This is a genomic window from Bartonella sp. AU16XJBT (assembly GCF_028618665.1).
Classification (GTDB): domain Bacteria; phylum Pseudomonadota; class Alphaproteobacteria; order Rhizobiales; family Rhizobiaceae; genus Bartonella.
Window position 1 is genome coordinate 83,240 of record NZ_JAQITF010000002.1, and the last position, 25,552, is coordinate 108,791.

Here is a 25,552-nt window from a genome sequence, read left to right on the forward strand (position 1 = left end):
AAACGGAAAAATGCAAGATTTATCAGAGTTTAAAACAAAAAAATATTTTGACTTCAGTTATCTTTAAGGCACGCACTCTCTTTAGTGAAGATTTAGATTTCTATAATGGCTTCAACTTCTACAGGAACATCCATAGGAAGAGAGGCAACACCAATAGCAGAACGGGCGTGTTTTCCAATTTCACCAAGAATATTGACGAATAAATCAGAAGCTCCATTGGCGACAAAAGGGATATCGGTAAAATGAGAATCGACAGCTACAAAAACAGTAATTTTTACCACGCGTTTTATTCTATTTAGATCACCTAGAGTTGCTTTGAGTTGAGCGAGAATATTGAGAGCACAAGCTTCAGATGCTTTTTTTGCTTGTTCGACATTCACAGCTGCACCAACTTTACCGATGGCTATAGGTTTTCCATTTATAAGAGGGAGCTGCCCAGAGATAAAGAGTTGATTGCCACTTTGTGAAGTGGTGATGTAATTGGCAAGGGGTTGCGTTGCTGCAGGAAGAATGATTCCAAACTTTTCTAAGTTTTTTTCAATCACATTGGTCATAATTTAAACTCCATAGCTGTTCTATATATTCATTGCATAACCTATTTTTTAATTTAAGGAAATGTGTGGTTAATTAAGAAAATAGCCTTTTTTGCCTTATTGTATGATGTTATGCAACGGGGATAAAGTTTGGAAGTTGGGAATGATTAGAGCATTATTGACAATAATTTTATATATTATTTTTTTCTGTACAGCGAGATCTGAAGAGCCTATTTTTATTGTGCCTCATCGAGCAATTTATGATTTTTATCTCGATAGTGTTTCTCATGAAATGGCAATTTCTGGGATGTCAGGGCGAATGGTTTACGAGCTTACTGGTTCGGCATGCCAAGGCTATAGCACACGTTTTCGTTTCATTAGCCGTCTTCATGTTGAAGATATGCCGGTGCGTTTAACGGATCAACAGACGACGAGTTATGAAACAGGAGATAGCCGTACATTTCGTTTTAATATTACCGATCAAGAGGGGGAAGAGGTTGCGCATCGTGCCGAAGGGGTCGCGGAGCGAACGGGAGATGGCATTACAGTTACCTTAAAAAAGCCAAAGGAAAAAAAGTATAAACTTGCAATGGCTGAATTTCCAATGATGCAACTAAAGAATATTATCCGCCATGCAAAAGCGGGGGATCATTTTTATAATGTTACTGTATTTGATGGGACAAATAAAGCGGATAAAGTTATAAAAGAAAGTATCGTCATAGGGGAAAAGAAGGCGCTTTTATCTGATAGCGAGACGGAAAAAATGAGAAAATTGGATGAAGAAGAATATTGGCCTGTTACAATCTCTTATTTTGATGATGGTGAAAATAAAGATGGTTTGCCGATTTATCGGAGCAGTTTTCTCTTACATGAGAATGGTGTCATGCGTGATCTTCATATAGATTATGGGACTTTTTCAGTGCGTGCAAAATTGAACAGTCTTGAATTTCTCGAACTTGGAAAAGATCTTAATCAATGTGAAAATGCAAATATTAAATGATTGAAGAAAATGACTTGAAAAAGAATCAAAGTTTAGTATGTTTGCGCTATTCCACACGCGGAGTTTGGGTGTTTATAGATGATCTCGAGAGAAAAGTCTAGCAAGCATCCGCCGGTAGTAGGTTTTCCTGCTTTTTCCGCGGAGGTTAAACCGGAAAGGATAAAATTTATGGCACTACCCGATTTTACTATGCACCAGCTTTTAGAAGCAGGTGTGCATTTTGGTCACCAGACTCATCGCTGGAATCCCAAAATGACTCCCTATATTTATGGTCAGCGTAATAATATTCATATTATTGATCTTGCTCAGACTGTTCCTCTTTTACATCAAGCGCTTAAACTTGTTTCAGATACTGTTGCGCGTGGTGGTCGTATTCTTTTTGTTGGCACGAAACGGCAGGCATCTGAAATTATCGCTGATGCAGCGAATCGTTCCGCCCAATATTATGTTAATGCGCGTTGGCTTGGCGGTATGCTGACGAACTGGAAAACAATTTCCAATTCGATACATCGTTTGCGGAAGCTTGATAAGATTCTTGCTGCTGAAGCACAAGGCTTTACCAAAAAAGAACGTTTAAATCTTGAACGTGATCGTGAAAAACTTAATCGTGCGCTTGGTGGTATTAAAGATATGGGCTCTGTTCCAGATCTTATCTTTGTTATCGATACAAATAAAGAAAATATTGCACTCCAAGAAGCAAAACGTTTGGGTATTCCAGTGATTGCTATTATTGATACCAATTGTGATCCCGATGACGTAACACATCCAATACCAGGGAATGACGATGCTTCACGTGCAATTTCTCTTTATTGCGATCTTTTTGCTCGTGCCGCTCTTGATGGTATTGCTCGTCAGCAAGGTGCAATGGGTATCGATTTGGGAGCTCAAGTTGATGCACCTGTGGAGCCTGTTTTGGAAGAAAATGCGGTTTTGGCAGTTTCTGAGTAATATAAAACGCCTAATTAAGGTATTTTTATTATCTAAGGAAAAAGTTATAGGCGTGCAGAGGAAATTTGCACGCATTCACTGTTACAGAATGAAGAGGCAAATATGAGCGTTACTGCTGCACAAGTAAAAGAACTTCGAGAATTATCTGGCGCCGGTATGATGGACTGTAAAGCCGCTTTAGCAGAAACCAATGGCGATATGGAAGCAGCTGTTGATTGGCTTCGTAAAAAAGGCATAGCTAAAGCAGATAAAAAGGCTGGTCGTACAGCAGCTGAGGGATTAATCGGAGTCGTATCAAAAGATTCACATGCAGTTTTGGTTGAGATTAATTCGGAAACGGATTTTGTTGCACGCAATGATGGATTCCAAGACATTGTGCGTAATGTAGCAACTGCTGCCTTAGATACGCCGGGTGATGTTGAATCTGTTTCTGTTTCTCTTTATCCAGGCTCTGAGAAGACTGTAGAACTTACAATTAAAGATGCAATTGGTACAATTGGCGAAAATATGACGTTTCGTCGTTCCGCTAAATTGTCTGTTGAGAATGGTGTTGTTGCGACTTATATACACAATAGCGTGTCTGATGGGCTTGGGAAACTTGGTGTTTTGGTTGCAATTGAAACAACGGGAAATAAAGAAGCTGCTCTTGCTTTTGGTCGGCAGGTCGCGATGCATATTGCGGCAACCAATCCATTAGCGCTTACAGCACAAGATGTTGATGCTGGTGCTGTTGAACGTGAAAAAGCAATTTTTTCAGATCAAGCACGTCAGTCTGGAAAACCTGAAAATATCATTGAAAAAATGGTAGAAGGGCGTATGCGTAAGTTTTTTGAAGAGGTTGTTTTGCTTTCTCAAGCTTTTGTTATGAATCCTGATATGACTGTTGAGGCTGCTTTAAAGGACGCTGAGAAATCAATAGGTGCTCCAGCAAAAATCACAGGCTTTATTCGTTTTGCACTCGGTGAAGGTGTAGAAAAAGAGGAGTCTGATTTTGCTGCAGAGGTTGCGGCAGCTGCAAAAGGCTAGTTATTGAAAAATCTTGATCAGGGATTTAAAATCATCATTGGTTTTAGAAACTCTGACGGAAACGATGTGATTATTGTGAGGGCGTCACGTGAAAAAAGTGGTGCCCTTCGTGGTGTCAAAAGCAAAAAGTAAATGTGCTTTTGGGGAGATTATGAATGGCATTAACACGTCCGTATAAACGTATTCTTTTAAAGGCTTCTGGTGAAGCTCTTATGGGGGGACAAAGTTTTGGCATTGATGTTTCTGTTGTCGACCGTATTGCCGCTGATATTGCAGAAGTACGCGCAATGGGGATAGAAGTTGCGGTTGTTATCGGTGGGGGAAATATTTTTCGTGGTGTTGCTGTTGCTTCGCATGGTGGGGATCGCGTGACAGGTGATCATATGGGAATGCTAGCAACGGCTATTAACTCTTTAGCATTGCGAACATCATTGACAAAATTAGGCGTTGAAACTGTTGTACTCTCTGCGATTGCTATGCCACAAATTTGTGAAAGTTTCTCGCAACGTAAAGCAATAGCTTATATGAATCAGGGAAAAGTTGTTATTTTTGCGGGCGGTACAGGAAATCCATTTTTTACCACTGATTCTGCTGCAACTTTACGTGCAGCAGAAATTGGGGCGGATGTTCTTCTTAAAGGAACACAAGTCGATGGTATTTATTCAGCAGATCCAAAGATAGACCCTACAGCTAAGCGTTTTGACCAATTAACACATGTTGAAGTTTTGCAGTGGGGATTATCGGTTATGGATTCAACGGCGGTTACTTTAGCCCGTGAGAACAATGTACCGATTATTGTGTATTCCATTCATGAAAAAGGTGGTTTAGCAAAGGTCTTGAATGGAACAGGGCGCTTTACAATGGTATCGGAATAAGGATAAGCTTCAAAGGACAATTGAAGGAGACAGAAATATGAATGTTGCATCAATTATGGATGATCTAAAACGTCGCATGGATGGCGCTATTACGGCTTTTAAACATGAATTAGGTGGCTTGCGGACGGGACGGGCATCAGCGAGTTTATTAGAACCGTTGACTGTTGAATCTTATGGTTCTGTTGTACACATCAACCAGGTTGCTAATATTTCTGTTCCCGAACCTCGGATGCTTTCCGTTTCTGTATGGGATAAAACGATGGTGGGAGCAGTTGAGCGTGCTATTCGCGATTCTGGTCTTGGTTTAAACCCCATAACTGATGGTACGAATTTACGTATTCCTTTGCCTGAGTTGAATGAAGAGCGCCGTAAAGAACTTGTAAAAATTGCGCATCACTATGCAGAGCAAGCGCGTGTTGCTACACGTCATGTTCGCCGTGATGGTATGGACAATTTAAAAAAGTTAGAAAAAGATGGTGAAATTGGACAAGATGAAGCCCATAGTTTCTCCGAGAAAGTTCAAAAACTTACAGATGAAACTATTGCTGATATCGATAAAATTTTAGCTGTGAAAGAATCTGAAATTATGCACGTTTAAGACGGCTTTTTCGCTAGAAAAGATATTCTACTCCCTGCATGTAAATTATTTTTATGGATAAGAGCAGGGAATAATGTACACTATGATAGCAAGGTGTGAGGAAGGAAGCTATTTTATCGTTTTATCATCTTGATCAAGGGAAAGATTGATTTGAAAGGGTTGATGCTTTTATTCTTTAATCTGTGAGTGAATTCCACCCTTTACTGGAGAACACTGTTTAACAGCGTCATGAGAGTTTTTTGTTCAGCATATCTTTGTTAAACTGCATGATGAGGGATTACTCAATATTATAAGATTATAAGATGGGTTTGGGAAAATAATATAGCGCAAAAATAATGCCTTAATCTTACTCTTAATACCCATTATAAAGCATGCGCGTAGGATGGGGTAAGCAGATGTTATGGGCCGTAATTCGTTTTTTAATGATGAAGAGTTGATAGAGAAGTTTTTTATACAGAAACCTATATGAATTAATTTATGTGGGGCGTAGATGGCTGCTTTTTCATTTTATGTTTGAGAAAATATTTAACAACTTATTTTAGGATTAACCCTTGATAAGGAAGATTTTTGAAGCTGTTTTCATTGATTATTCGTCTTATAAGCGCTATCTTGGTAGACTAAATCATTTATGGTAAATTATAAGAGAAATTTGTACAAGTATGAAATAAAAATACGAGGTAGGGAAATTTTTATTGCATCAATTTTAGAGCTTGTATTTTCTATTTTTATTGTTTGGATGTTGTTTTGTCTAATTTGGTTTATCGTATTCTAACAGCTTTTGTGTTTGGCGTTATTGCTTTGTATCTAACATGGTTGGGGGGGATCTCATTTTTTCTGTTCGCATGGTGTATTGGTGGTTTTATTCTTTATGAGTGGATGAGTATTACTCAAGAGAAATGGTGTGTTTTACAAAAGATATTAGCAAGTATTTTTTATTTGCTCTTTGGCTTTTTTTTAGTGTTGAATGTATCTGCTCCATTGGTTTTTTGTGTTTTAATCGTATTGGCTGCGGTGTTGGCTATTATATCTATAAAAAACAGTGGTTGGGTTTTTTGTGGTTTTTTATATGCATCTTTTCCTGTTGTAGCTTTATGCTTTTTACGGGATCATGAGATGTTGGGGTTCCAAGTTGTTATTTTCTTATTTACGATAGTTTGGGGAACCGATATTGGTGGATATTTTATCGGACGTGCATTGGGGGGGGCTAAATTAGCACCACAATTTTCTCCTAATAAAACATGGTCAGGAGCACTTGGTGGTACATTTGTCGGCGTTTTCGGTGGTATATGGGTTGCTTTTGTATTTTTTGATATAAATTTAGCAAGTTTTTTTGTGCCACTCCTTACACTTGTTTTGTCAATTATTTCACAATTGAGTGATTTAGGACAATCATGGCTTAAAAGACGTTTTTCTGTTAAAGACTCCAGTTCTTTATTGCCTGGACATGGTGGTTTTATGGATCGTATGGATGGATTGGTAGGGGCAACTTGTCTTCTTTATTTAATTGGTTCATTGATATCTGATATGGATGCACCTTTTAATCTTTTTAATATGATTTAATGGGGAGAAGATATTTTGGGACTTTTAAATCATATGGTCACTATGGGTGATTTTCTTTTAAGAAGTTTGAGTATTCTTTTCATCATTATGCTTATCATTTTTGTGCACGAACTTGGGCATTATCTCATTGGGCGGTGGTGTGGTATTAAGGCATTAGTTTTTTCACTTGGATTTGGACCGCAAATAGCCAGTTATACAGATAAGCATGGCACGAAATGGCGTTTAGCACTTATCCCCCTAGGAGGTTATGTAAAATTTGTTGGAGATGAGGAAAAAAACGATACGCTATTATCTCCATCATCTCCGATTGTTGATGGTTCATTTGCCAGTGCGCATCCTTGGAAAAAAGCAGCAACTGTTTTTGCTGGTCCCTTTTTCAATGCTCTTTTTACTGTTGTTATTCTAACGTTTTTTTTCTTTATTTACGGTCGTGTCGCCATTGAACCGGTTGTTGGTTCCTTGGTAAAAGATAGCCCTGCTATTCAGTCTGGTTTGAAATTAGGGGACCGTTTTGTTGAAATGGATGGTCGACGGGTTGAAAGTTTTGAAGATTTGATGAATTATGTATCTTTTCATGGAAAAGAACCGATAGAGTTTAAAATAGAACGCATGGGGCGTGTGTTTACGACGGTCATTACCCCGAAAGTCGTTGAGCGAGATGATGGATTTGGAAATCGAACACAAAGTGCTATAATCGGTGTAGGTGTTCCTGTTGATTTAAATAATCCTGCACGTTTAGATTCAACTTATATAAAACATATTCGCTATGGTTTTGTAACAGCTATAAAAGAAGCGTTAAACCGTACTGAGTTGATTACCACTCAAACGGTTCTTTTTATGAGTCGTTTAATCGGAGGCAAAGAAGATCGTTGTCGGCTAAGTGGGCCTTCTAAAACCGTTAAAATTGCTTGGAAAGTAAGCGAGACAGGTTTTATCTCTTTGTTGAATTTGGCTGCTTTTCTTTCAATAAGCGTTGGGTTTATTAACCTTTTTCCGATTCTACCGCTTGATGGTGGGCACCTTTTATTTCATGTCATTGAGGCTATTACTGGGAGGGAAATATCCGCTAAAATTCAGGGAATTGTTTTTCGTTTAGGTTTTTCCCTTCTTCTCCTTTTTATGATTTTTGTCTTCTTTAATGATTATTTTTGTTGGTTTAGCTAATTAAATTATGGAAAACACTTTGTAAATTGGGTAATAATGGCAAAAACAAATTGAAGGTTGTTTACCATGTCTGCAAAATATTGTGGCGTCGTACATTATAATGAGTAATTAAGGGATGAAAAGTCTCGCTGTAAAAAGGTTGTTATGGCAGTTAGCTTTTTAAGGCATCATGTCCAAGGAACAAGAGTAAGGTAAAAAAGCCAATGACTACGAATTCAAAGTTTTTAAATGCAGCATCTGTGTTGGTGTTAAAGATGGGGATGATTGCCCCAGCAACGGTTTTTATGTCAATTGCTGCGGTTGGAGAAATACAAGCATCTGTAGTCCGTTCTATTGAGGTTCGTGGGAATAAGTTTGTAAGTTCTCAGGCGATTCGGGACAATATGGGTATTAAGGCTGGACAAGGAGTTTCCAGTGGTGATGTTGATCATGCTGTGAAAAATCTTTTCGAATTAGGTTTATTTTATGATGTTAAAATAAATCAAGTCGGTGATAAATTGGTTGTATTCGTAAAAGAATATGAGGTTGTCAATCAAATATTATTTCAGGGAAATAAATCTTTTAAAGACCCAGATCTTAAACGGTTTATTTCTTTAAAGCCAAATGAGCCTTTTAATTCTGCTAAGCTTTCTGCTGATATAAATACGATTCGTGAAGCTTATAAAACTCTTGGTCGTAACAATATCACTGTTAACGTTCAAACGATTAACCTTGGAAAAGGGCGTGTTAATGTGGTGTTTAATGTTGTTGAAGGACAAAAAACAAAGATTGGTGATATCACTTTTAAGGGAAATAGTGTCTTTGCAAGCCGCCGGTTGCGTGATGTGATTTCAACAAAATCTTCAGGAATTTTTTCGAAGTTGTTAGGAGGCGATGTTTATAGTGAAGAGCGCCTCGCTGCTGATGAAGAAGCTTTACGTCGCTTTTATTATAATCGTGGTTATGCAGATTTTCGTGTCGTCTCTTCTAAAGCGACTTTTGATGCCGCAAGCAATACCTATAAAATTTCTTTCGTTCTTGATGAAGGGGCACGCTATAAAATTAGTGATATTCAGGTTGAAAGTGATGTTGATGGAATTGACGTTCAATCTGTGAAAGGGATGCTTAAAACCCAGCCAGGTAATGTTTATAGTGCAGAAGATATTGAACAATCTGTTGCAATTATTAACAATAAGGTTGCTGATTCGGGATATGCTTTTGCTAAAGTTGAACCACGGGGAAACCGTAATTTAGCAAATCATACAATTTCAATTTTATATAATATTGAACAAGGTACACGTGCTTATATTCAGCGTATTGATATACGGGGCAATGAAAAAACGCGTGATTACGTCATTCGTCGTGAAATTGATTTAAATGAAGGAGATGCTTACAACCAGACTTTATTACAGCGGGCGAAACGTCGTCTAGAAAGTTTAGGTTTCTTCAAAGCCGTTAATATTTCAATGGTTCCCACTGAGCAATCTGACCAGGTTGTTTTGGTGATAGATGTCGTTGAAGCTTCAACAGGAGATCTCTCTCTTTCTGGAGGGTATACAACGGGGGGAACAAGCCCTGGTATGTCACTTGAAGTTTCTGTTACTGAGCGTAATCTTGGGGGACGTGGTCAGTACGTTCGTTTAGGGTTAGGAGCGGGACAAGAAAAGTCCCGTAATTATAATTTATCATTTGTTGATCCTTATTTCTTAGGGTACCGTTTATCAGCTGGCGTTGATGTTTTTCGCAGCACTTACCGTGCTGATAAAGCCTATGATGTACGACAGACAGGGGGGGCACTACGGTTTTCATTCCCTATTAATAATAAGTTATCTGCAAATGTAGCTTATTCTTATGTACAGGAAGAATACGATTTTGGCGGAGAGTATGATTTCAACAAAGAGAGTGATATAGTAGAATTATATGGGAAATATTCTGGTGCGATTGTTCAAGCAGCGAAGCAAAGCCCTTGGAAACGTTCATCAATTAGTTATGGTTTAACCTATAATACGATTGACGATATGAGAAGCCCCCATGATGGATGGTATGTGCATCTTCTTCAGGAATATGCAGGACTTGGCGGGAGGGCAAAGTTCTTGAAGACCACGGGTAAGGCGATGATGTACAAGACTCTTTCTGATCAGAGGGATATTGTTGGTTTGCTTTCTTTTGGCGGTGGTTATATCCACGAAATAGGCAAAGAAGGTGTTCGTATTTTCGATATGTTTAAAGCGAATACTGATATGATTCGAGGATTCAAATACAATGGAATAGGTCCACGTCAGGTTTCCAGTAAAGGTGAAGTTTATTTCTTAGGGGGAACGACCTATATGAATGCGACTGCTGAAGTACAGTTTCCTATTCCTGTTGTGCCGGAAGGATTTGGATTACGCGGCGCTTTATTTGCGGATATTGCTACACTCTATGGCAATAATTATAAAGCCGTTTTTAAGGGGGAGCCGCCTGTTACCAATACAAAAAGTGCTTGGCGCTCATCTGCAGGTGTGAGTTTGATGTGGGATTCTCCATTTGGTCCTTTGCGTTTTGATTATGCTTGGCCAATAACAAAGCGGGAGGGGGATCGTTTGCAGCAATTAAACTTTGGTATTTCTACGAAGTTCTGATTTGAGTGGTTTTAAGAAGGAAAAATTTGAAGAAAATGGCTTAAGCTGGGAGAGAAAGTGTTTTGATGGCGGATACATTTTTTTTTACGCCGTCCCGGCAATTGACAGTTGCAAATGTTGCTGAGTTGACGGGTGCAAAGCTTCTTAATCCAGAGTTTTCTCATAAAGTTATCAATACTCTTTCTTCGCTTGAGAGTGCAGTGGAAGGCTCTCTTGTTTTTGTGGAGCATCGGAAATTTTCTGATGCTCTACGGGACAGCTCTGCTGTTGCTGTTTTTTGTACGAATGAGATTGTTTTTAAAGTTCCTAACACGATGGCAATTTTGGTAACTTCCACGCCGCAGCGTGATTTTGCTCAGATTGGTCGTATTTTGTTTCCTGATTCTGTCAAGCCGGTTCCTTGGTTGGGACAGAAGGAGATTTCACCGCATGCGCATATTCACCCAACGGCTAAGTTTGCCCATGATGTGTGTATTGAAGCGGGAGCTGTTATCGGTAGAAATGTTCAGATTGGCGCAGGAACTCTTATTTCATCCACAGCTGTTATCGGTGAAAATTGCCGTATTGGACGTGACTGCTATATTGCTCCTAAAGTAACCGTTCAGTGTTCTTTAATAGGTGATAGAGTTCAGCTTTATCCTGGTGTTTGCATTGGGCAAGATGGTTTTGGTTATGTTGGGGGTATTTCTGGAATCGAAAAAATTCCACAACTTGGTCGCGTTATTATTGAGGATGGTGTGGAAATTGGTGCGAATACCACTATTGATCGAGGGACATTTCAAGATACTGTTATTGGAGAAGGAAGCAAGATTGATAATCTTGTACAAATTGCCCACAATGTAAAAATTGGTCGTTATTGCCTTATTGCCGCTCAATGTGGAATTGCCGGAAGTACATCTATAGGGGATATGTCTCAGCTTGGCGGGTGTGTTGGAGTAGCGGATCATATCGTAATAGGAAAATCTGTTCAGATTGCTGCGCGCAGCGGTGTTATGAATGACATTCCAGATGGTGAAAAATGGGGAGGTAGTCCAGCGCGACCATTTAAACAATGGTTTCGTGAAGTAGCGACGTTGCGCAGTATGGGAAAAGTTAAAAAGGAGAAAAGCTGATATGATCAGCACCGGAGAAATGAAAAATTTAGAAGCTGTTGATATTGAGAAACTGCTATCAATATTACCGCACCGTTATCCATTTTTATTGATCGATCGTATCGTTGATATTGATGGTGAACAAGAAGCGATTGGTATTAAAAATATAACGATTAACGAGCCACATTTTACGGGACATTTTCCTGCAAAGCCTGTTATGCCTGGTGTTTTGATTTTAGAAGCTATGGCACAAACAGCAGGAGCAATAGCACTTTTAAATTTAGGCAATAAGCAAACAAATTTAGTTTACCTTATGACGGTTGATAATGCGAAATTTCGTAAGCCGGTTATGCCTGGAGATCAGCTCAAGATTCATGTTCAGCTTTTGAAAAAGAGATCTGGTATGAGACGTTTTTCGTGTGTTGCAAAAGTAGAAGATGTCCGCGTGGCTGAAGCAGAAATTGCTGCGATGATTGTTGAAGAAGAATAAACGATATTTGATGGGAATTTAAAAATGTCCGGTACGAAAATCCATCCAACTGCTCTTGTGGAGAAGGGAGCGCAGCTTGGTGAGAATGTACGCGTTGGGCCATTTTGCCATATTAGTTCAGAGGCTGTTATTGGTGATGAATGTAGTTTGACAAGTCATGTTGTAATAATGGGAAAGACAACGTTAGGAGCCAAGAGTAAAGTATTTTCTCATGCAGTTTTGGGAGCAGATCCGCAAAATAATAAACATAAAGGGGGAGTTACGACTCTTTCTATTGGTAAGAATTGTACGATTCGTGAAGGCGTAACAATGCATAGAGGTTCCGATTCGAGTGTGGGAATGACAGTTGTTGGTGATAATTGCCAATTTTTTTGTTATGCGCATATCGCTCATGATTGTCATGTAGGCAATCATGTAACATTTGCTAATAATGCAATGATTGCTGGTCATGTTACTGTTGGTGATTATGTGATTATCGGTGGTGGTGCTGCTGTTCACCAATTTGTTCGTGTTGGGCATCATGCATTTATCGGTGGTGTATCTGCTCTGGTGGGTGATCTGATTCCTTATGGAACAGCTGTTGGTGTGCAGGCAAAACTTGCCGGACTCAATATTATTGGCATGAAACGTGCAGGGCTTGAGCATCAAGATATTCACGCACTTCGTCATGCGGTTGCCATGCTTTTTGATCATAGCAAGCCATTTAAAGAGCGTGTTAGCGATGTTGCTTCTTGCTATTCTTCTTCTCAGTCGGTTATTGATGTTGTTAATTTTATTAAAGAAGAAGGAAAACGTTTTTATTGTACACCAAAATTTGAAGGTGATAGAATAAAAGAACATAAGGATTAAAAATGCCTATTTGGGGTGCCAGAAATTTTCTTTCCGGCCGTACTGCTATTATAGCAGGAAGTGGTGTTTTACCGATTACTGTTGCGCAGGTTCTTGAGAAGAACGGAGGGAATCCTTTTCTTGTGCTTTTGCATGGTGAGGCAGATTCTGTTCTTTATCGCTATGAGCATTGCGAGCTATCAATTGTAGAGTTAGCGCGACTCATTAAAATCTTAAAAGAGGCTGGAGTTTATAATGTTGTTTTGGCAGGTGGTGTGAAAAAGCGACCACTTCTTACACAATTGCGACTAGACTGGACAACATTTTTAGCGCTTCCTAAGTTAATCGGAGCTTTGAGGAAGGGGGATGATGCGTTATTAAAAGCTTTTATACGGGTTATTGAAGCGCATGGTTTTTGTGTTATCGGTGCTCACGAAATAGTCCCAGATCTTTTAGCTCCCATAGAATTTAATTTAACGGTACGGCGTGCGACGCAAAAAGAGAAGAAAGATATTTTTTTAGCAGCACAAGCAGCAAAGCTTTTAGGTCAATTGGATATCGGGCAAGCCGTTGTCGTTGTTCAAGGAAGGGTGGTTGCTTTGGAGGGCGCTGAGGGAACTGATAATATGTTGTGGCGTGTTTGTGAAATGCGAGAAAGAGGGCAAATCCCCCCTAAAGGTGGTGTTCTTGTTAAATGTGCAAAGCCACAACAGGATAATCGCGTTGATTTGCCATCAATTGGGCCCGCGACAATAATGAATATTGCAAAGAGTGGTTTATCTGGTATTGCGGTAGAGGCAAATAGAAGTCTCATATTATCGGTGAAAACAACAATAGAAAAAGCCAACAAATATTCTCTATTTATAGAAACATTTGAAAAGTTTGATCATGAATAATTGTTTCTTAAAGATTGCTGTGGTTGCAGGTGAGGAATCTGGTGATTTGCTTGGGGCGGATTTAATTTCTTGTTTATCACAACAAATAGGATGCAACACTCATTTGATTGGTGTTGGGGGGAGGCACCTAAAGGCATTAGGTTTAAAAAGCTTTTTTGATTCTCATGATATTGCTTTAATAGGTTTAAAGGAGGTGTTGAAAAAATTACCGTTGTTGTTGCTCCATATTCGCAATTTATCCAAATTTATCGCACAAGAACAACCTGATTGTTTAATTATTATTGATAGTCCTGATTTCACACATCGTGTTGCAAAAAAGGTACGCGCTCTAGCGCCTTCTATTCCGATTATTAAATATATTGCACCAACCGTTTGGGCATGGAGGCCAGAGCGTGCAAAAGCTATGCGCGGATTTGTTGATCATGTTTTAGCGGTTTTTCCTTTTGAAGAAAAGGTTATGCGGGATTTAGGAGGTCCTGCGACCACCTATGTTGGACATCGTCTTTTGACATATCCTCCCCTTTTGAGAGTTCAGTCAGAAAAAAAGCGCCAAGTAGAACAAAGAAATTTGTGTGATCAACAAACATCATCGTCTACATTGGTTATTTTGCCAGGATCACGCAATTTAGAAATTCGTTCCTTAATGCCTGTTTTTCAAGAAACAGTAGAAATTCTTGTACAACGTATTCCTCATTTACAGATTATTTTACCAACGTTACCCCATTTGGTTGATAGAATCCGTGACTTTGTGCAGGGCTGGAAAAGCAAAGTAGAAATTGTTGTTGGTGAAGATGAAAAATGGCGTGCTTTTGCACAAGCAGATGTTGCTCTTGCAGCCCATGGGACGGTTTCACTTGAATTAGCTTTAGCAAAAATTCCTATGGCTCTTTGCTATAAACTTGATCGTTTTTCTAAATTATTTATTTTTCCTAAAATGATGTTATGGAGTGCTGCTCTCCCAAACATTATTGCTGATAAGCCTATTGTTCCAGAATATTTGAATGAACTGATACGTCCTGGCATGTTAGCAAGACAGATAGAACAACTTTTATTTAATCCTTTATTGCGCCAGGCCCAACTCGATGCTTTTGAGATAGTAGAACAGAAAATGAAAACTGAAGTACCATCGGGAATTGTTGGTGCGCAAAAAATTATCACTCTTTTAAAAAGCAGGGGTAAAATTGTATAAATGAAGCAATATTTTGATGACTAATGTTTAATTTTAGCAAGGAAATCACGGGCACGTTGGCTTTTAGGGGTGGTAAAAAATTTGTCAGAGGCGGTATCTTCAACAATTTTTCCATTTTCTAGAAAGAGTATTCTTTCTGAGACTTTCCGTGCGAATCCCATTTCATGGGTAACACAAAGCATTGTAATTCCTGTATCGGCCAATTGAGCCATCACTTCCAAAACTTCTCCCACACTTTCCGGATCAAGAGCTGAAGTGGGTTCATCAAAAAGCATAACTTCCGGTTCCATACAAAGCGCACGGGCAATCGCAACACGCTGTTGTTGTCCACCAGAAAGTTGTAAAGGGTATTTATCACAGTGTTTTTCAATACCGACATGCGTTAAGTAACGCATTGCCCGTTCTTTTGCTTGTTGTTTGGAAAGTCCTTGAACGGTCATAGGGGCTAAAATACAATTTTGTATAACGCTCATGTGGGGAAATAAATTAAAGTTCTGAAAAACCATTCCTATTTTTCGCAGAACATCTTTTTGCTGTTGTAGAGGAGCGGTATTGATATCAACGTTATGAATACAGATTGAACCTTTTTGTGCTTGTTCTAATTGGTTAATACAACGAATTAACGTTGATTTTCCTGATCCGGATGGTCCACAAATAACGATATGTTCACCAGCTTGAACATCAAAGTTGATATCGTGTAAGACCTGAAAGTTTCCATACCATTTATTGAGGTTTCGAATGGAGATCACAGGGTTTTTACTGGGAGAGATCGATTGATTATTTTCCAAATTCATCTTGTTTTATTCTTTCATTGATGAATAAATTGATTAATTCAACATTTTGGTTTGGTAAAGTTTTTTATGATCATTGTATTTTACCGTAAATATCGCGTGAGATGATGTTCGAGAAAAACGATAAAACGATGAATGAGTTCAACAATAAAAAGATAGATAAGAGCGGCCCAAACGTAAACTTGAAAATCGAATGTACGTGAATAAGTGAGTTTGGCAATCCCCATTAAATCATAAACAGTAACAAGTGAGGCAATGGCACTCGATTTAATCATTAAAATCAACTCATTTCCTAGGGGGCGTAATGCGACAATCATTGCTTGTGGAAGAATAACTCTAAAAAATATGACAGAATTGCTCAGACCTAAAGCTTTTGATGCTTCACGTTGCCCATTTGTTACGGATAGAAAACTTCCTTTAAAGATCTCAGATTGATAAGCAGCAGAATTGAGTGTGAAAATAAAAAGACAACAATACCACGCGTTTTGAAAAAACCACCATAGACCAACCTGTTGCCAAAAACTGTTCATTGAACCAAGCCCATAATAAAAAAGGAAGAGTTGGGCTAACAAAGGAGAGCCGCGGAAAAAATAAACATAAGAATTTGCAAAATATTGTAAAAACGTATTCTTTGATAAACGTGCAAAAGCGATGAGCATACCAAGGAAAAAACCAAGAGAACAAGAAATAGAAACAAGCTCAACAGTAACAATAAAGCCATTAATAAATTTTGGCCCATAACGGCTTAAAAGATCAGGATTAAAAAGGAAATAAAGCCACTCAGGAATCATTGACTTAGTACCTTTTTATAACCAGTTTGAGTGTATGTTTCTAAATGGCGTAAGATTGCAGCAAAAAATGCTGAAAATAATAAATAAAGTAAACATGCGACAAGATAAAATAGCATGGGTTCATTGGTCGCAGCGACAGCTAAATTCGTTTGTCGCATGAGATCAACAAGCGCGATGGTTGAAACAAGGGATGTATCTTTCAGTAAAGTAAGCCAATTATTGGAAAGCCCTGGCAAGGCATTTCGGATGAGCTGAGGAAAGACAATACGAAAGAATGTGGTTGACCGTGAAAGGCCTAAGGCTTTGGCCGCCTCATATTGACCTTTATCAAAAATGTTGAAGGCTCCAAGCCAAACTTCACAAGAAAAAGCGGCAAGAACCATACTCAATGCAAGAACACCAGCAACAAAAGCATTGATACTGAACATGACTTCAAGATTAAAATAGTCAAAGACATTTTGAATAAGGCTTTGTAATCCGTAGTACACTAAAAACAAGGTTAAAAGCTCTGGTAGCCCACGAAACACCGTTGAAAAAAGACGTGCTATAGCTTTAGCCATCTTAATATTGGATCGAATCATCACTGCATTTAAAAGTCCTAGAGGAAGTCCTAGAAGGCCGCAACATAACGCCAATGACAATGTCATTCCTGCACTAGAAAGTATCACCGTTCCCCATCCACCATTGCTAAATGATAGCAATGCTAAATTTTCAATCATTCTTGTGTTCCTCATGAAAGAGTTAGATAATGTTTTTAGAAATAAACGGTGGTTTTCATTTAAATATCATAGGGATATTTAATAAACATCGCTTGTAAAATATTTTTTCATAATTTTCTCATAAGTTCCATCCAAACGGATTTCTTTTATTGCTTCATTGAACTTATTTTTAAGATCATTATTGTTTTGACGCAGGGCAATTGCAACAGGAAATTTTGTTTCTTCTAAAGCACCTAAGAGGAGACAGCAATCTCTTCCTTCATTTTTAAGCCAATTTAATGCTTGTAATTTATCAACAATAATTACATCAAGTCGATGATTTAAAAGATCACGATTCACTTCTATTGTGGAAGGGTAGAGTTTGATTGTTACATCTTCAGAGGCATAATGATCTTCTGCATAAACAGCTTGTGTTGTATTTGATTGCACACCAAGATTTCTGCCTCTAAAGCTTTGTGCCGAGATTTCTTTAATCCCCGAAGCTTTAGTAACAATGACAGCCAGTGCTGTGTCGTAGTAAGGATCTGTGAAGTCAATTTTTTGTAAACGCTCTTGTGTATGAGAGAGGGAAGCAACGATAGCATCATATTTTTTTGCAATAAGTCCAGGGATCATTCCCTCGAAATCTTGCGTAACAATCGTACACTCGACATTCATTTTTTTACAAAGTGCATAAGATATATCAATATCAAATCCCTGTAGTTTGTTATTTGAGTCAATATAGCTAAAGGGAGGATAAGTGCCTTCACTCGCGATTTTTAACGTTTTCGCATCAGCCAATTGGGTGAATAGCGCGGCGCTTATTATAAGAGCTCCTGCGAATAGTTTCATGATATTCTCCTATTGGATAAGCGGGCAAATATGAAGTCGTCTACGTTTTTATAATCTGTAAGCTTTTCTGGAGCAATGCAAAAATTTATCAGTGTTTATTTTAGATTATTATGCTGGGCATTATTATCAAAAAATTATCTTCTTTATTAATTTAAAGAAGAATAAACATCTTATTGCTGTACGACGATTAAATTTCATGAAATGATAAGTTTACATCATTTCACAAGTAAAAACTGAGGGCTTTTCTTTAAGAATAAGGCTATTCAATTTGAACATAAAAAATTAGATTTAGATAAGATAAAAATACAATCTCATTGTTGCCATTAGATTTCATAAACATTTAACTATCGAGAAACATTAAAAATTAATTTTTTGATAAATGTAAATTTTTCTTATGAAAATTCTGAATTTCCAACATTTTTTTCCTGTTCAACAACAAGTCAAAAGATCTTTTCTGAAAAGATTCAATTTTAATTGATAGTGATATTTAATCGATATCGGATGTAAAATATTTTCTCATAATTTTTTCATAGGTTCCATCGGTGCGTATCGCTTCTATTGCTTTATTAAAGCTGTTTTTAAGGTCATTATTATTTTTACGGAGTGCAATTGCGACAGGGAATTTTACTTCGTCTAATGTTCCTAGAAGCTTACAACAATCTTTTCCTTCATTTTCAAGCCAATTTAATGCCTTTAATTTATCAAAGATGATGATATCAAGCCGATGGCTTAAAAGATCACGATTCACTTCTATTGCTGTAGGATAAAGTTTGATATTCACGCCTTCAGAGGCATAATGATCTTCCGCATATGCAGCTTGTGTTGTATTTGATTGTACACCAAGGTTTTTACCTCTAAAGGCTTGTGTTGAGATTTCTTTAATTCCCGAATCTTTGGTAACAATGACAGCAAGTACTGTGTTGTAGTAAGGACCGGTAAAATCAATTTTTTGTAAGCGCTCTTTTGTAGGAGAAAGGGAAGAAACAATAGCATCATATTTCTTGGCCAGAAGGCCGGGTATCATTCCATCAAAGTCTTGCGTGACAATGGTACATTCAACATTCATTTTTTTACAAAGTGCATAAGATATATCAATATCAAACCCTTGGAGCTCGTTATTTGAGTCAATATAACTAAACGGTGGGTAGGAAGCATCACTTGCTATTTTCAGCGTTTGAGAATTGGCTGATAAGGTAAACAGTGTTGCGCTTATTATAAGAGCTCTTGCTAATAACTTCATTATGTTCTCCTATTCAATAAGCAGGCAAATATGAAACCATGAGACATTTTTATAATTCGTAAGCCCTTTGGGAGCAATGTAAAAAATTTATCTGCCTCCATTTTATTATCATTACGCTGGATATTAATGTCAAAAAAATGATTTGTTCGTATTAATATGAAGGGAGAAATACAGGCAAGAAGGCAAATTCTCGTTAATGAAGAGATGAGTTTTAATAGTTTTTTTAAAATCAATTAATTATCTTTAAAAGAAAAACTATTCGTTTAAATACAAAGAAAATTTCAGCTCTTGTATGAAATGCCTCGATATTAAAGAATATCAAAATAAAGTGATTTTTATAATGCTTCCTATAGAAAAGTGTCATTTGGGGTAGAAATTTTAAGAGGACATTTCATGTTTATTCTAATTGATTCAAGAGAATAAAAAGTTTTTGGCATGGTAAAAAAGCACTTTAGGTAAGCTTTTTGCAATTTTATTTGCGAAGATTAGAGAATAAAATAATTCTAACATTGCAAGTTAAAATACACAATAAGGCTTTTAAACATGAAGGAATGATAGGAAGTATGCTTCATTAAAGATAATGAGAATTATAAGGTAAGAATTTTTAATTTCCTTTTGACTCATTTTAAAAGAATATTCTCAATTTATTGAAAGAGCCAAAGCTTAGAGTTTTTTTATAAACTTTTATGATGCTGTTATTTCTGTAGAAAGAGTTTTTAAATCAGACTTTGTAAAAGTTTTAAAGGATGTTTTTTAAATCATTTACAATAAAGCTTCAGTTTACTGAAGCTTTATTGATTTCTTTCTTTAATTTACACGTTTATCTATAGGAACATAATCACGCATAGGGTGGCCTGTATAGAGTTGTCGAGGACGACCAATTTTTTGTGCAGGATCTTCAATCATTTCTTTCCACTGCGCTACCCATCCGACACTGCGCGCTAATGCAAAAAGAACAGTAAACATTTCCGTTGGAAAGCCTAGAGCTTTTAATGTAATACCGGAATAGAAATCAACATTGGGATAAAGCTTTTTCTCAATAAAATATTCATCACTCAAGGCAATTTTTTCAAGTTCTATTGCAATATCAAGAAGTGGATCATCTTGAATGTTGAGCTCTTTTAACACCTCATGACAGGTTTTTTGCATGATTTTTGCACGTGGATCATAATTTTTATAGACACGGTGACCAAAGCCCATAAGGCGGAAAGGATCATTTTTATCTTTTGCACGTGCAATAAACTCAGGAATTCTTTTAATAGAACCTATTTCTTGTAGCATTTTTAGACATGCTTCATTGGCACCACCATGTGCTGGTCCCCAAAGACATGCAACACCTGCTGCAATACAGGCAAACGGATTAGCACCCGATGATCCAGCAAGACGTACTGTAGATGTAGAAGCATTTTGTTCATGATCAGCATGAAGGATAAAGATTTGATCCATTGCCCGAGCAAGCACAGGGTTTGTTTTATATTCTTCACAAGGAACAGCAAAACACATACGGAGGAAATTTGCAGCATAACTCAGATCATTGCGTGGATAAACAAATGCTTGTCCAATACTATATTTATAGGCCATAGCAGCAAGTGTTGGAACTTTTGAGATAAGACGAACAGAAGCGATCATTCTCTGGTGAGGATCTGTAATATCAATAGAGTCGTGATAGAACGCAGACATAGCGCCAAGGCAGGCAACCATGACGGCCATGGGATGTGAGTCACGACGAAAGCCATGGAAAAAGCGCGCAAACTGTTCGTGGACCATGGTATGCTGCATGATACATCGATCAAAGTCATTTTTTTCTTGCTGTGTTGGGAGTTCCCCATAAAGGAGAAGATAACAACTTTCGAGAAAGTCTCCTTTTTCAGCCAATTGGTCGATAGGATATCCACGATAAAGCAATATCCCTTTATCGCCATCGATATAAGTAATTTTTGATTCACAAGAAGCTGTTGAAGTAAAACCAGGATCATAAGTAAAAATGTCGGTTTTTTTGTAGAGAGAAGCAATTTCGATGACCTCAGGTCCACTCGTGCCTTTACGCAAGGGAAGCTCTACTTTTTTATCATTCACAATAATATGTGCGTTATTCTCAGACATTCGGTATTCCTTTCAGATCCTTTTCTTCTAAAAATTAAGACTCTGCTTCATCAGAGTGCGAGATATATAATAACTGAAGCTTTTTTACTTATTTTTCTTACTTATATTAAGGGCAGATTGCCTCTAAAAGTGAGGACATGCAATCAAAAATATTTCCTTATTAATCATTATTACTCAATAAAAACTGTATTTCAATGATATAAGATAAAAAAACTCTTTTAGATTGTGTTGAGATGTCTACATAGATGCCCATTTGAGGAGATATACTCAGTACATATCATGAACCTATTGTTGTGATAAGTTGATCTTTGATGCGATGAAGAGATTCATCGCGTCCCAATAAAATAAGAACATCCAAAACACCTGGCGATGTGGTACATCCTGTAAGAGCTGCACGAAGTGGTTGGGCGATAGATCCAAATTTGAGATTCTGTGTTTGGATATAAGAGCGAAGCGTTTCATCGAGGTTTTTTGTATCCCAAGAGGGGCAAGCTTTCAGGGCAAGATAAAGATCGTTTAAAATGGTTTGTCCATTTTTATCTAAGAGCATTTGTGCTTTTTCGTTAAGCTGTAATGGTCGTTGCGTAAAAATGAAGGAGGCATTGTTAATCAGTTCGCACAGTGTTTTTGAACGTTCTTTCAAATGTGGGATGGCTTTGAAAAATTGAACACGGCGTTGTTCATCAAGTCTTTCAATGATTTGTGCTCCCCCATCGGTTTCTGGTAGAATATCAAGAGCGGCATCAAAAAGTTCTGCATCATTGCTCATGCGCATATAGTGTCCGTTGATGGAATCGAGCTTTTTGAGATCAAAACGAGCAGCACCTTTGTTAATATCTTCAATATCAAACCAAGAAATCATATCTTGAAGTGACATGAGTTCGTCATCACCATGGCTCCACCCTAAACGGACAAGGTAATTGCGCAAAGCAGCAGGAAGGTATCCCATTGTTCGATAAGCATCAACACCGAGTGCACCATGCCGCTTTGATAATTTTGCACCGTTTTCACCATGGATAAGAGGAATATGGGCCATAACAGGAATATCCCATCCCATCGCTTTAAAGATGATCGTTTGTCTGGCTGCATTGGTTAGATGATCATCACCCCGTATGATATGTGTAACCCCCATATCATGATCATCAACGACAACAGCGTGCATATAGGTAGGCGAACCATCAGAACGCAAAATAATAAAGTCATCTAAATCTTTATTAGGAAAACGAACATCACCTTGAACACGGTCGTGTACAATCGTTTCTCCATCTTCAGGGGTTTTGATACGAATAACAGGTTTGACACCTTGAGGAGCTTCAGAACGATCACGGTTACGCCAACGTCCATCATAACGTGGTGGGCGTCCTTCTGCACGGGCTTTTTCACGCATTTCAGCTAACTCTTCAGGTGAGGCATAACAATAATATGCTTTACCATTTTCGACCAACTGTTCGGCGATTTGGCGGTGACGTTCTGCACGTTCGAATTGCGAAATAGGGGGACCATCATAACTAAGCCCCATCCATTGCAAGCCATCTATAATGGCTTTTACAGCTGCTTCTGTTGAACGCTCTCGGTCTGTATCTTCAATGCGTAGAAGCATTTTCCCACCGGTATGTTTTGCATAAAGCCAATTAAAAAGAGCAGTACGAGCGCCACCAATATGAAGGAAGCCTGTGGGGGAGGGAGCAAAACGAGTAATAACAGACACGAATATTTTCCTTTAAATTGAGATATTACTTATGGAATTTTATAGAAAGGTTATGTTAGCATAGGTGATGGGGTGTGCAATAGATGCATTGCAAGTTAAAGTGGGGGGGCGGATGTTTAATCAAAATAAAGTTAAAGAGGGTTTATTCGTAACATCTGCTACAGAAAGAAAAGGCGCCTGTCAAATAGAGCAGGATGTTTTTTCTAGGTATGATGATGCAAAGAATGGCAGTTATAGCCAACAAAAACTTTCTTTATTGACGTTCTTAAAAGAAGCAATCATTTTTATGAGACAATGGTTAGCGGATTGTATCAATAAAGAGGTTTCTTTTGGGATCCTTTTTTCGCTGATTTTAGTCTTTTTTTCCCTAGGAATCATTTTTTATTTTCATTTAGAACAGGAGCCAAGTTGGGGACAATTGGGGGCATTGATCGGCATCTTTCTAGGAATATTCTATATTACACGTTTTTATCGAAAAGTATGGATTCCTACGGGATTTTTGTTTTGTATCGTATTGGGGGCTTTGGCGGCAAAAATAGAAACATGGCGTATTGCAACACCCATGTTAAGCAGTGACATTGTCACCACATTGACGGGAAGAATTGTTTCTATTGAGTCAGTTACCAAAGGGGGATTTCGTTTAGTCGTGGATGTTTTGAGTACAGAAAAGCCCATATTACGCCATAGTCTTCATCGTATTCGTTTATCGGCAAGATATTTGCCATCTGGATTAGCAATTGGTGATGGCTTGTATGGGAAAGCTAAGATTCGTGCATTTTCTGGGCCGGTGCGTCCAGGAGGCTACGATTTTAGTTTTCATAATTATTTTAAAGGAATTGGGGCTCAAGGCGTTTATTTAGGAAAACCAAAAAAAATATCCGTTTCGCAACCTGATGGAATATTCGCTATCATTCTACAGAAAATTGAAAATTTACGCCTGAAGATGACGCAAAGAATCCATATAGCGCTTGAAGGAGAAAAGGGGAGTGTTGCGGCGGCTCTCATAACAGGACAGCGTGCTGGGATTTCAAGTGAGACAAATGAAGCATTACGTAAAGCTGGATTAGCGCATATTTTGTCAATATCAGGTTTACATATGGCTCTGTTGAGCGGTCTAGTTCTTTTGAGTATCCGTAGTTTTTTAGCATTTTTTCCAGTTTTTTCTTCCTATTATTCCAGTAAAAAATTTGCTGCTATCGTTGCATTTATGATAACATCTTTTTATTTGCTCTTGTCGGGCTTAGCGATATCAGCGCAAAGAAGTTTTGTGATGATTGCTGTTATGTTGGTTGCTATATTGTGTAATCGCTCGGCTGTAACAATGCGTAATTTTTCTATTGCGGGGTTGATAACTCTAGCAATTAGGCCCCATGAAATATTAGGCCCTAGCTTTCAAATGTCCTTTTCTGCGACGGCAGCTTTGATTGCGTTTTTTGATTGGTGGAGCAGAAGGTCACTTTTTCGTAAAAGAAAAACAGTCTCCTCTTATGTTGGAGGGGGAGTGATAAATTTTGCTTTTTTATCAATATGTTCGACATGTGCGTCTTCGTTTGTAGCAGGGAGTGCAAGTGGAATTTATGCTGCTTATCATTTTTCTAATACGGCATCTTTGAGCGTTATCAGTAATGCTTTTGCTTTGCCTATCATCTCTATTTTCGTCATTCCTTTTGGCTTAATCGCAGTTCTGGCAATGTTAGGAGGTGTCGAATGGCTTCCCCTTCAAATTATGGGTTTTGGTGTTGATCTTGTGATAAAGATTGCACACGCTATCAAGGCTATTTCTCCTGATTTGAATCCTGGTTTTATGCCGTTGTCTGCGTTGCTTTTATTGAGTATAGGCTTGGTTGGACTGACTTTTTGCAAAACACCCATCAGGCTTTTTTTTAGTCTTTTTATTTTGGCTGGTATTTCTATTTGTATCACGCATTCACCTGTACAATTGATTATAGCAGATAATATGCGTCTTGTGGGCGTTATCCAGGATAAAAAATTATATATTGATCGTTATCATCATTCTAAGTTTACGACATCCATATGGAAAAAGTCATTTCGTTTGAATGAAACGATTAAATCAACAAGGTATGGACCTTCGTTTCACGGACAATTTATTTGTGATCACTATGTCTGTACATCCTTATTAGAGAATGGATTAAAAGTTATCGTTTTACGTGGAGAAATAGATCACTGCATAGAGGCAGATATCCTCATTCAGACATTTGTAATGCATACTCCAACATGTCACAAGAGGGCAAAAATAATATTTACTCCCCGGCAATTATTATCAAGAGGAAGCGTTATGATGACTAAAGATGGGGATATTATTTGGTCTTCGCTAGGATTTCATAGACCATGGAATATGCACAGACAGCATTTACAAAAAAACATATAATTTATCGCGTTTTTTTCATATCTGGATAATTGATAGAAAAAAAATAAGAGAAGATTTTTCTGATATATTTTGCGTTTTTTAATTGATCAGTTTATCAATTTTATTGTGAATGAGAGAAATACCAACAATTTTTTTTGAAAAAATAAAAAAGATAATTGTTGATTATTCTATTTTATTCTTAT

At 37.9% G+C, this 25,552-nt stretch carries 22 protein-coding genes; 14 read left to right on the forward strand and 8 right to left on the reverse strand.

What is annotated here, in order from left to right; all coding sequences use genetic code 11:
• Positions 1-92: 92 nt before the first annotated feature.
• Positions 93-554: a RidA family protein gene (locus tag PVV66_RS01515; RefSeq protein ID WP_273718598.1), complete on the reverse strand. Its 462-nt coding sequence runs from the start codon at positions 552-554 to the stop codon at positions 93-95.
• 142 nt (positions 555-696) lie between these two features.
• Between PVV66_RS01515 and PVV66_RS01520 the strand changes: the two genes are divergently transcribed.
• The 13 genes from PVV66_RS01520 (at position 697) to lpxB (ending at position 14,798) form a co-directional block, all read left to right on the forward strand.
• Positions 697-1,533, forward strand: a complete 837-nt coding sequence (locus tag PVV66_RS01520) for a cell envelope integrity EipB family protein (RefSeq protein WP_273718599.1) — start codon at positions 697-699, stop codon at positions 1,531-1,533.
• A 168-nt stretch (positions 1,534-1,701) separates the two neighbouring features.
• Entirely contained in the window at positions 1,702-2,481 is a 780-nt protein-coding gene (gene rpsB / locus PVV66_RS01525; RefSeq protein ID WP_273718600.1) for a 30S ribosomal protein S2, read from the forward strand.
• Positions 2,482-2,583: 102 nt separating this feature from the next.
• Complete coding sequence (gene tsf / locus PVV66_RS01530; protein ID WP_273718601.1) at positions 2,584-3,507, forward strand: translation elongation factor Ts; 924 nt, start codon at positions 2,584-2,586, stop codon at positions 3,505-3,507.
• Positions 3,508-3,662: 155 nt separating this feature from the next.
• Positions 3,663-4,382 (forward strand): UMP kinase, encoded by a 720-nt coding sequence (pyrH, locus tag PVV66_RS01535; RefSeq protein WP_273718602.1) that lies wholly within the window; start codon positions 3,663-3,665, stop codon positions 4,380-4,382.
• A gap of 37 nt (positions 4,383-4,419) precedes the next feature.
• Positions 4,420-4,980: a ribosome recycling factor gene (gene frr / locus PVV66_RS01540; RefSeq protein ID WP_273718603.1), complete on the forward strand. Its 561-nt coding sequence runs from the start codon at positions 4,420-4,422 to the stop codon at positions 4,978-4,980.
• Positions 4,981-5,724: 744 nt separating this feature from the next.
• Positions 5,725-6,540 carry a phosphatidate cytidylyltransferase gene (locus PVV66_RS01545; RefSeq protein WP_273718604.1) on the forward strand — a complete coding sequence of 272 codons (816 nt, stop codon included), beginning with the start codon at positions 5,725-5,727 and terminating at the stop codon, positions 6,538-6,540.
• Positions 6,541-6,555: 15 nt separating this feature from the next.
• A complete protein-coding gene (rseP, locus tag PVV66_RS01550; RefSeq protein WP_273718605.1) occupies positions 6,556-7,704 on the forward strand; it encodes an RIP metalloprotease RseP in 1,149 nt (382 codons plus the stop codon).
• A gap of 203 nt (positions 7,705-7,907) precedes the next feature.
• On the forward strand, positions 7,908-10,304 hold the full coding sequence (bamA, locus tag PVV66_RS01555) for an outer membrane protein assembly factor BamA (RefSeq protein WP_273718606.1): 2,397 nt from the start codon (positions 7,908-7,910) through the stop codon (positions 10,302-10,304).
• Between the two features lie 65 nt (positions 10,305-10,369).
• A complete protein-coding gene (gene lpxD, locus PVV66_RS01560) occupies positions 10,370-11,416 on the forward strand; it encodes a UDP-3-O-(3-hydroxymyristoyl)glucosamine N-acyltransferase (protein ID WP_273718607.1) in 1,047 nt (348 codons plus the stop codon).
• Position 11,417: 1 nt separating this feature from the next.
• Entirely contained in the window at positions 11,418-11,885 is a 468-nt protein-coding gene (fabZ, locus tag PVV66_RS01565; protein WP_273718608.1) for a 3-hydroxyacyl-ACP dehydratase FabZ, read from the forward strand.
• Positions 11,886-11,909: 24 nt separating this feature from the next.
• Positions 11,910-12,734, forward strand: coding sequence for an acyl-ACP--UDP-N-acetylglucosamine O-acyltransferase (gene lpxA, locus PVV66_RS01570; protein ID WP_273718610.1), 825 nt, complete (start codon positions 11,910-11,912; stop codon positions 12,732-12,734).
• Between the two features lie 2 nt (positions 12,735-12,736).
• Positions 12,737-13,609, forward strand: a complete 873-nt coding sequence (locus tag PVV66_RS01575; RefSeq protein ID WP_273718612.1) for an LpxI family protein — start codon at positions 12,737-12,739, stop codon at positions 13,607-13,609.
• Positions 13,602-14,798, forward strand: a complete 1,197-nt coding sequence (lpxB, locus tag PVV66_RS01580; protein WP_273718614.1) for a lipid-A-disaccharide synthase — start codon at positions 13,602-13,604, stop codon at positions 14,796-14,798. The genes PVV66_RS01575 and lpxB overlap by 8 nt, the downstream gene beginning before the upstream one ends.
• Before the next feature lie 20 nt (positions 14,799-14,818).
• On the opposite strand, the gene PVV66_RS01585 is transcribed toward lpxB, so the two are convergent.
• The 7 genes from PVV66_RS01585 to gltX all read right to left on the reverse strand — a co-directional run bounded on the left by PVV66_RS01585 (position 14,819) and on the right by gltX (position 22,981).
• The gene (locus tag PVV66_RS01585) at positions 14,819-15,592 is read right to left on the reverse strand and encodes an amino acid ABC transporter ATP-binding protein (protein ID WP_273718616.1); all 774 of its coding nucleotides are present in this window, start codon (positions 15,590-15,592) and stop codon (positions 14,819-14,821) included.
• Between the two features lie 80 nt (positions 15,593-15,672).
• Positions 15,673-16,380, reverse strand: coding sequence for an ABC transporter permease (locus PVV66_RS01590; protein WP_273718618.1), 708 nt, complete (start codon positions 16,378-16,380; stop codon positions 15,673-15,675).
• On the reverse strand, positions 16,377-17,099 hold the full coding sequence (locus tag PVV66_RS01595; RefSeq protein ID WP_273718619.1) for an ABC transporter permease: 723 nt from the start codon (positions 17,097-17,099) through the stop codon (positions 16,377-16,379). Before PVV66_RS01595 ends, PVV66_RS01590 begins: the two co-directional genes overlap by 4 nt.
• Before the next feature lie 78 nt (positions 17,100-17,177).
• Positions 17,178-17,930: a transporter substrate-binding domain-containing protein gene (locus PVV66_RS01600; protein WP_273718621.1), complete on the reverse strand. Its 753-nt coding sequence runs from the start codon at positions 17,928-17,930 to the stop codon at positions 17,178-17,180.
• A 487-nt stretch (positions 17,931-18,417) separates the two neighbouring features.
• Positions 18,418-19,170, reverse strand: a complete 753-nt coding sequence (locus tag PVV66_RS01605; RefSeq protein WP_273718623.1) for a transporter substrate-binding domain-containing protein — start codon at positions 19,168-19,170, stop codon at positions 18,418-18,420.
• 807 nt (positions 19,171-19,977) lie between these two features.
• Positions 19,978-21,273, reverse strand: a complete 1,296-nt coding sequence (gene gltA / locus PVV66_RS01610) for a citrate synthase (RefSeq protein WP_273718625.1) — start codon at positions 21,271-21,273, stop codon at positions 19,978-19,980.
• Between the two features lie 277 nt (positions 21,274-21,550).
• Positions 21,551-22,981, reverse strand: coding sequence for a glutamate--tRNA ligase (gltX, locus tag PVV66_RS01615; protein WP_273718627.1), 1,431 nt, complete (start codon positions 22,979-22,981; stop codon positions 21,551-21,553).
• Positions 22,982-23,093: 112 nt separating this feature from the next.
• Between gltX and PVV66_RS01620 the strand changes: the two genes are divergently transcribed.
• Complete coding sequence (locus PVV66_RS01620) at positions 23,094-25,370, forward strand: ComEC/Rec2 family competence protein (RefSeq protein ID WP_273718629.1); 2,277 nt, start codon at positions 23,094-23,096, stop codon at positions 25,368-25,370.
• The last annotated feature ends 182 nt before the right edge of the window (positions 25,371-25,552 follow it).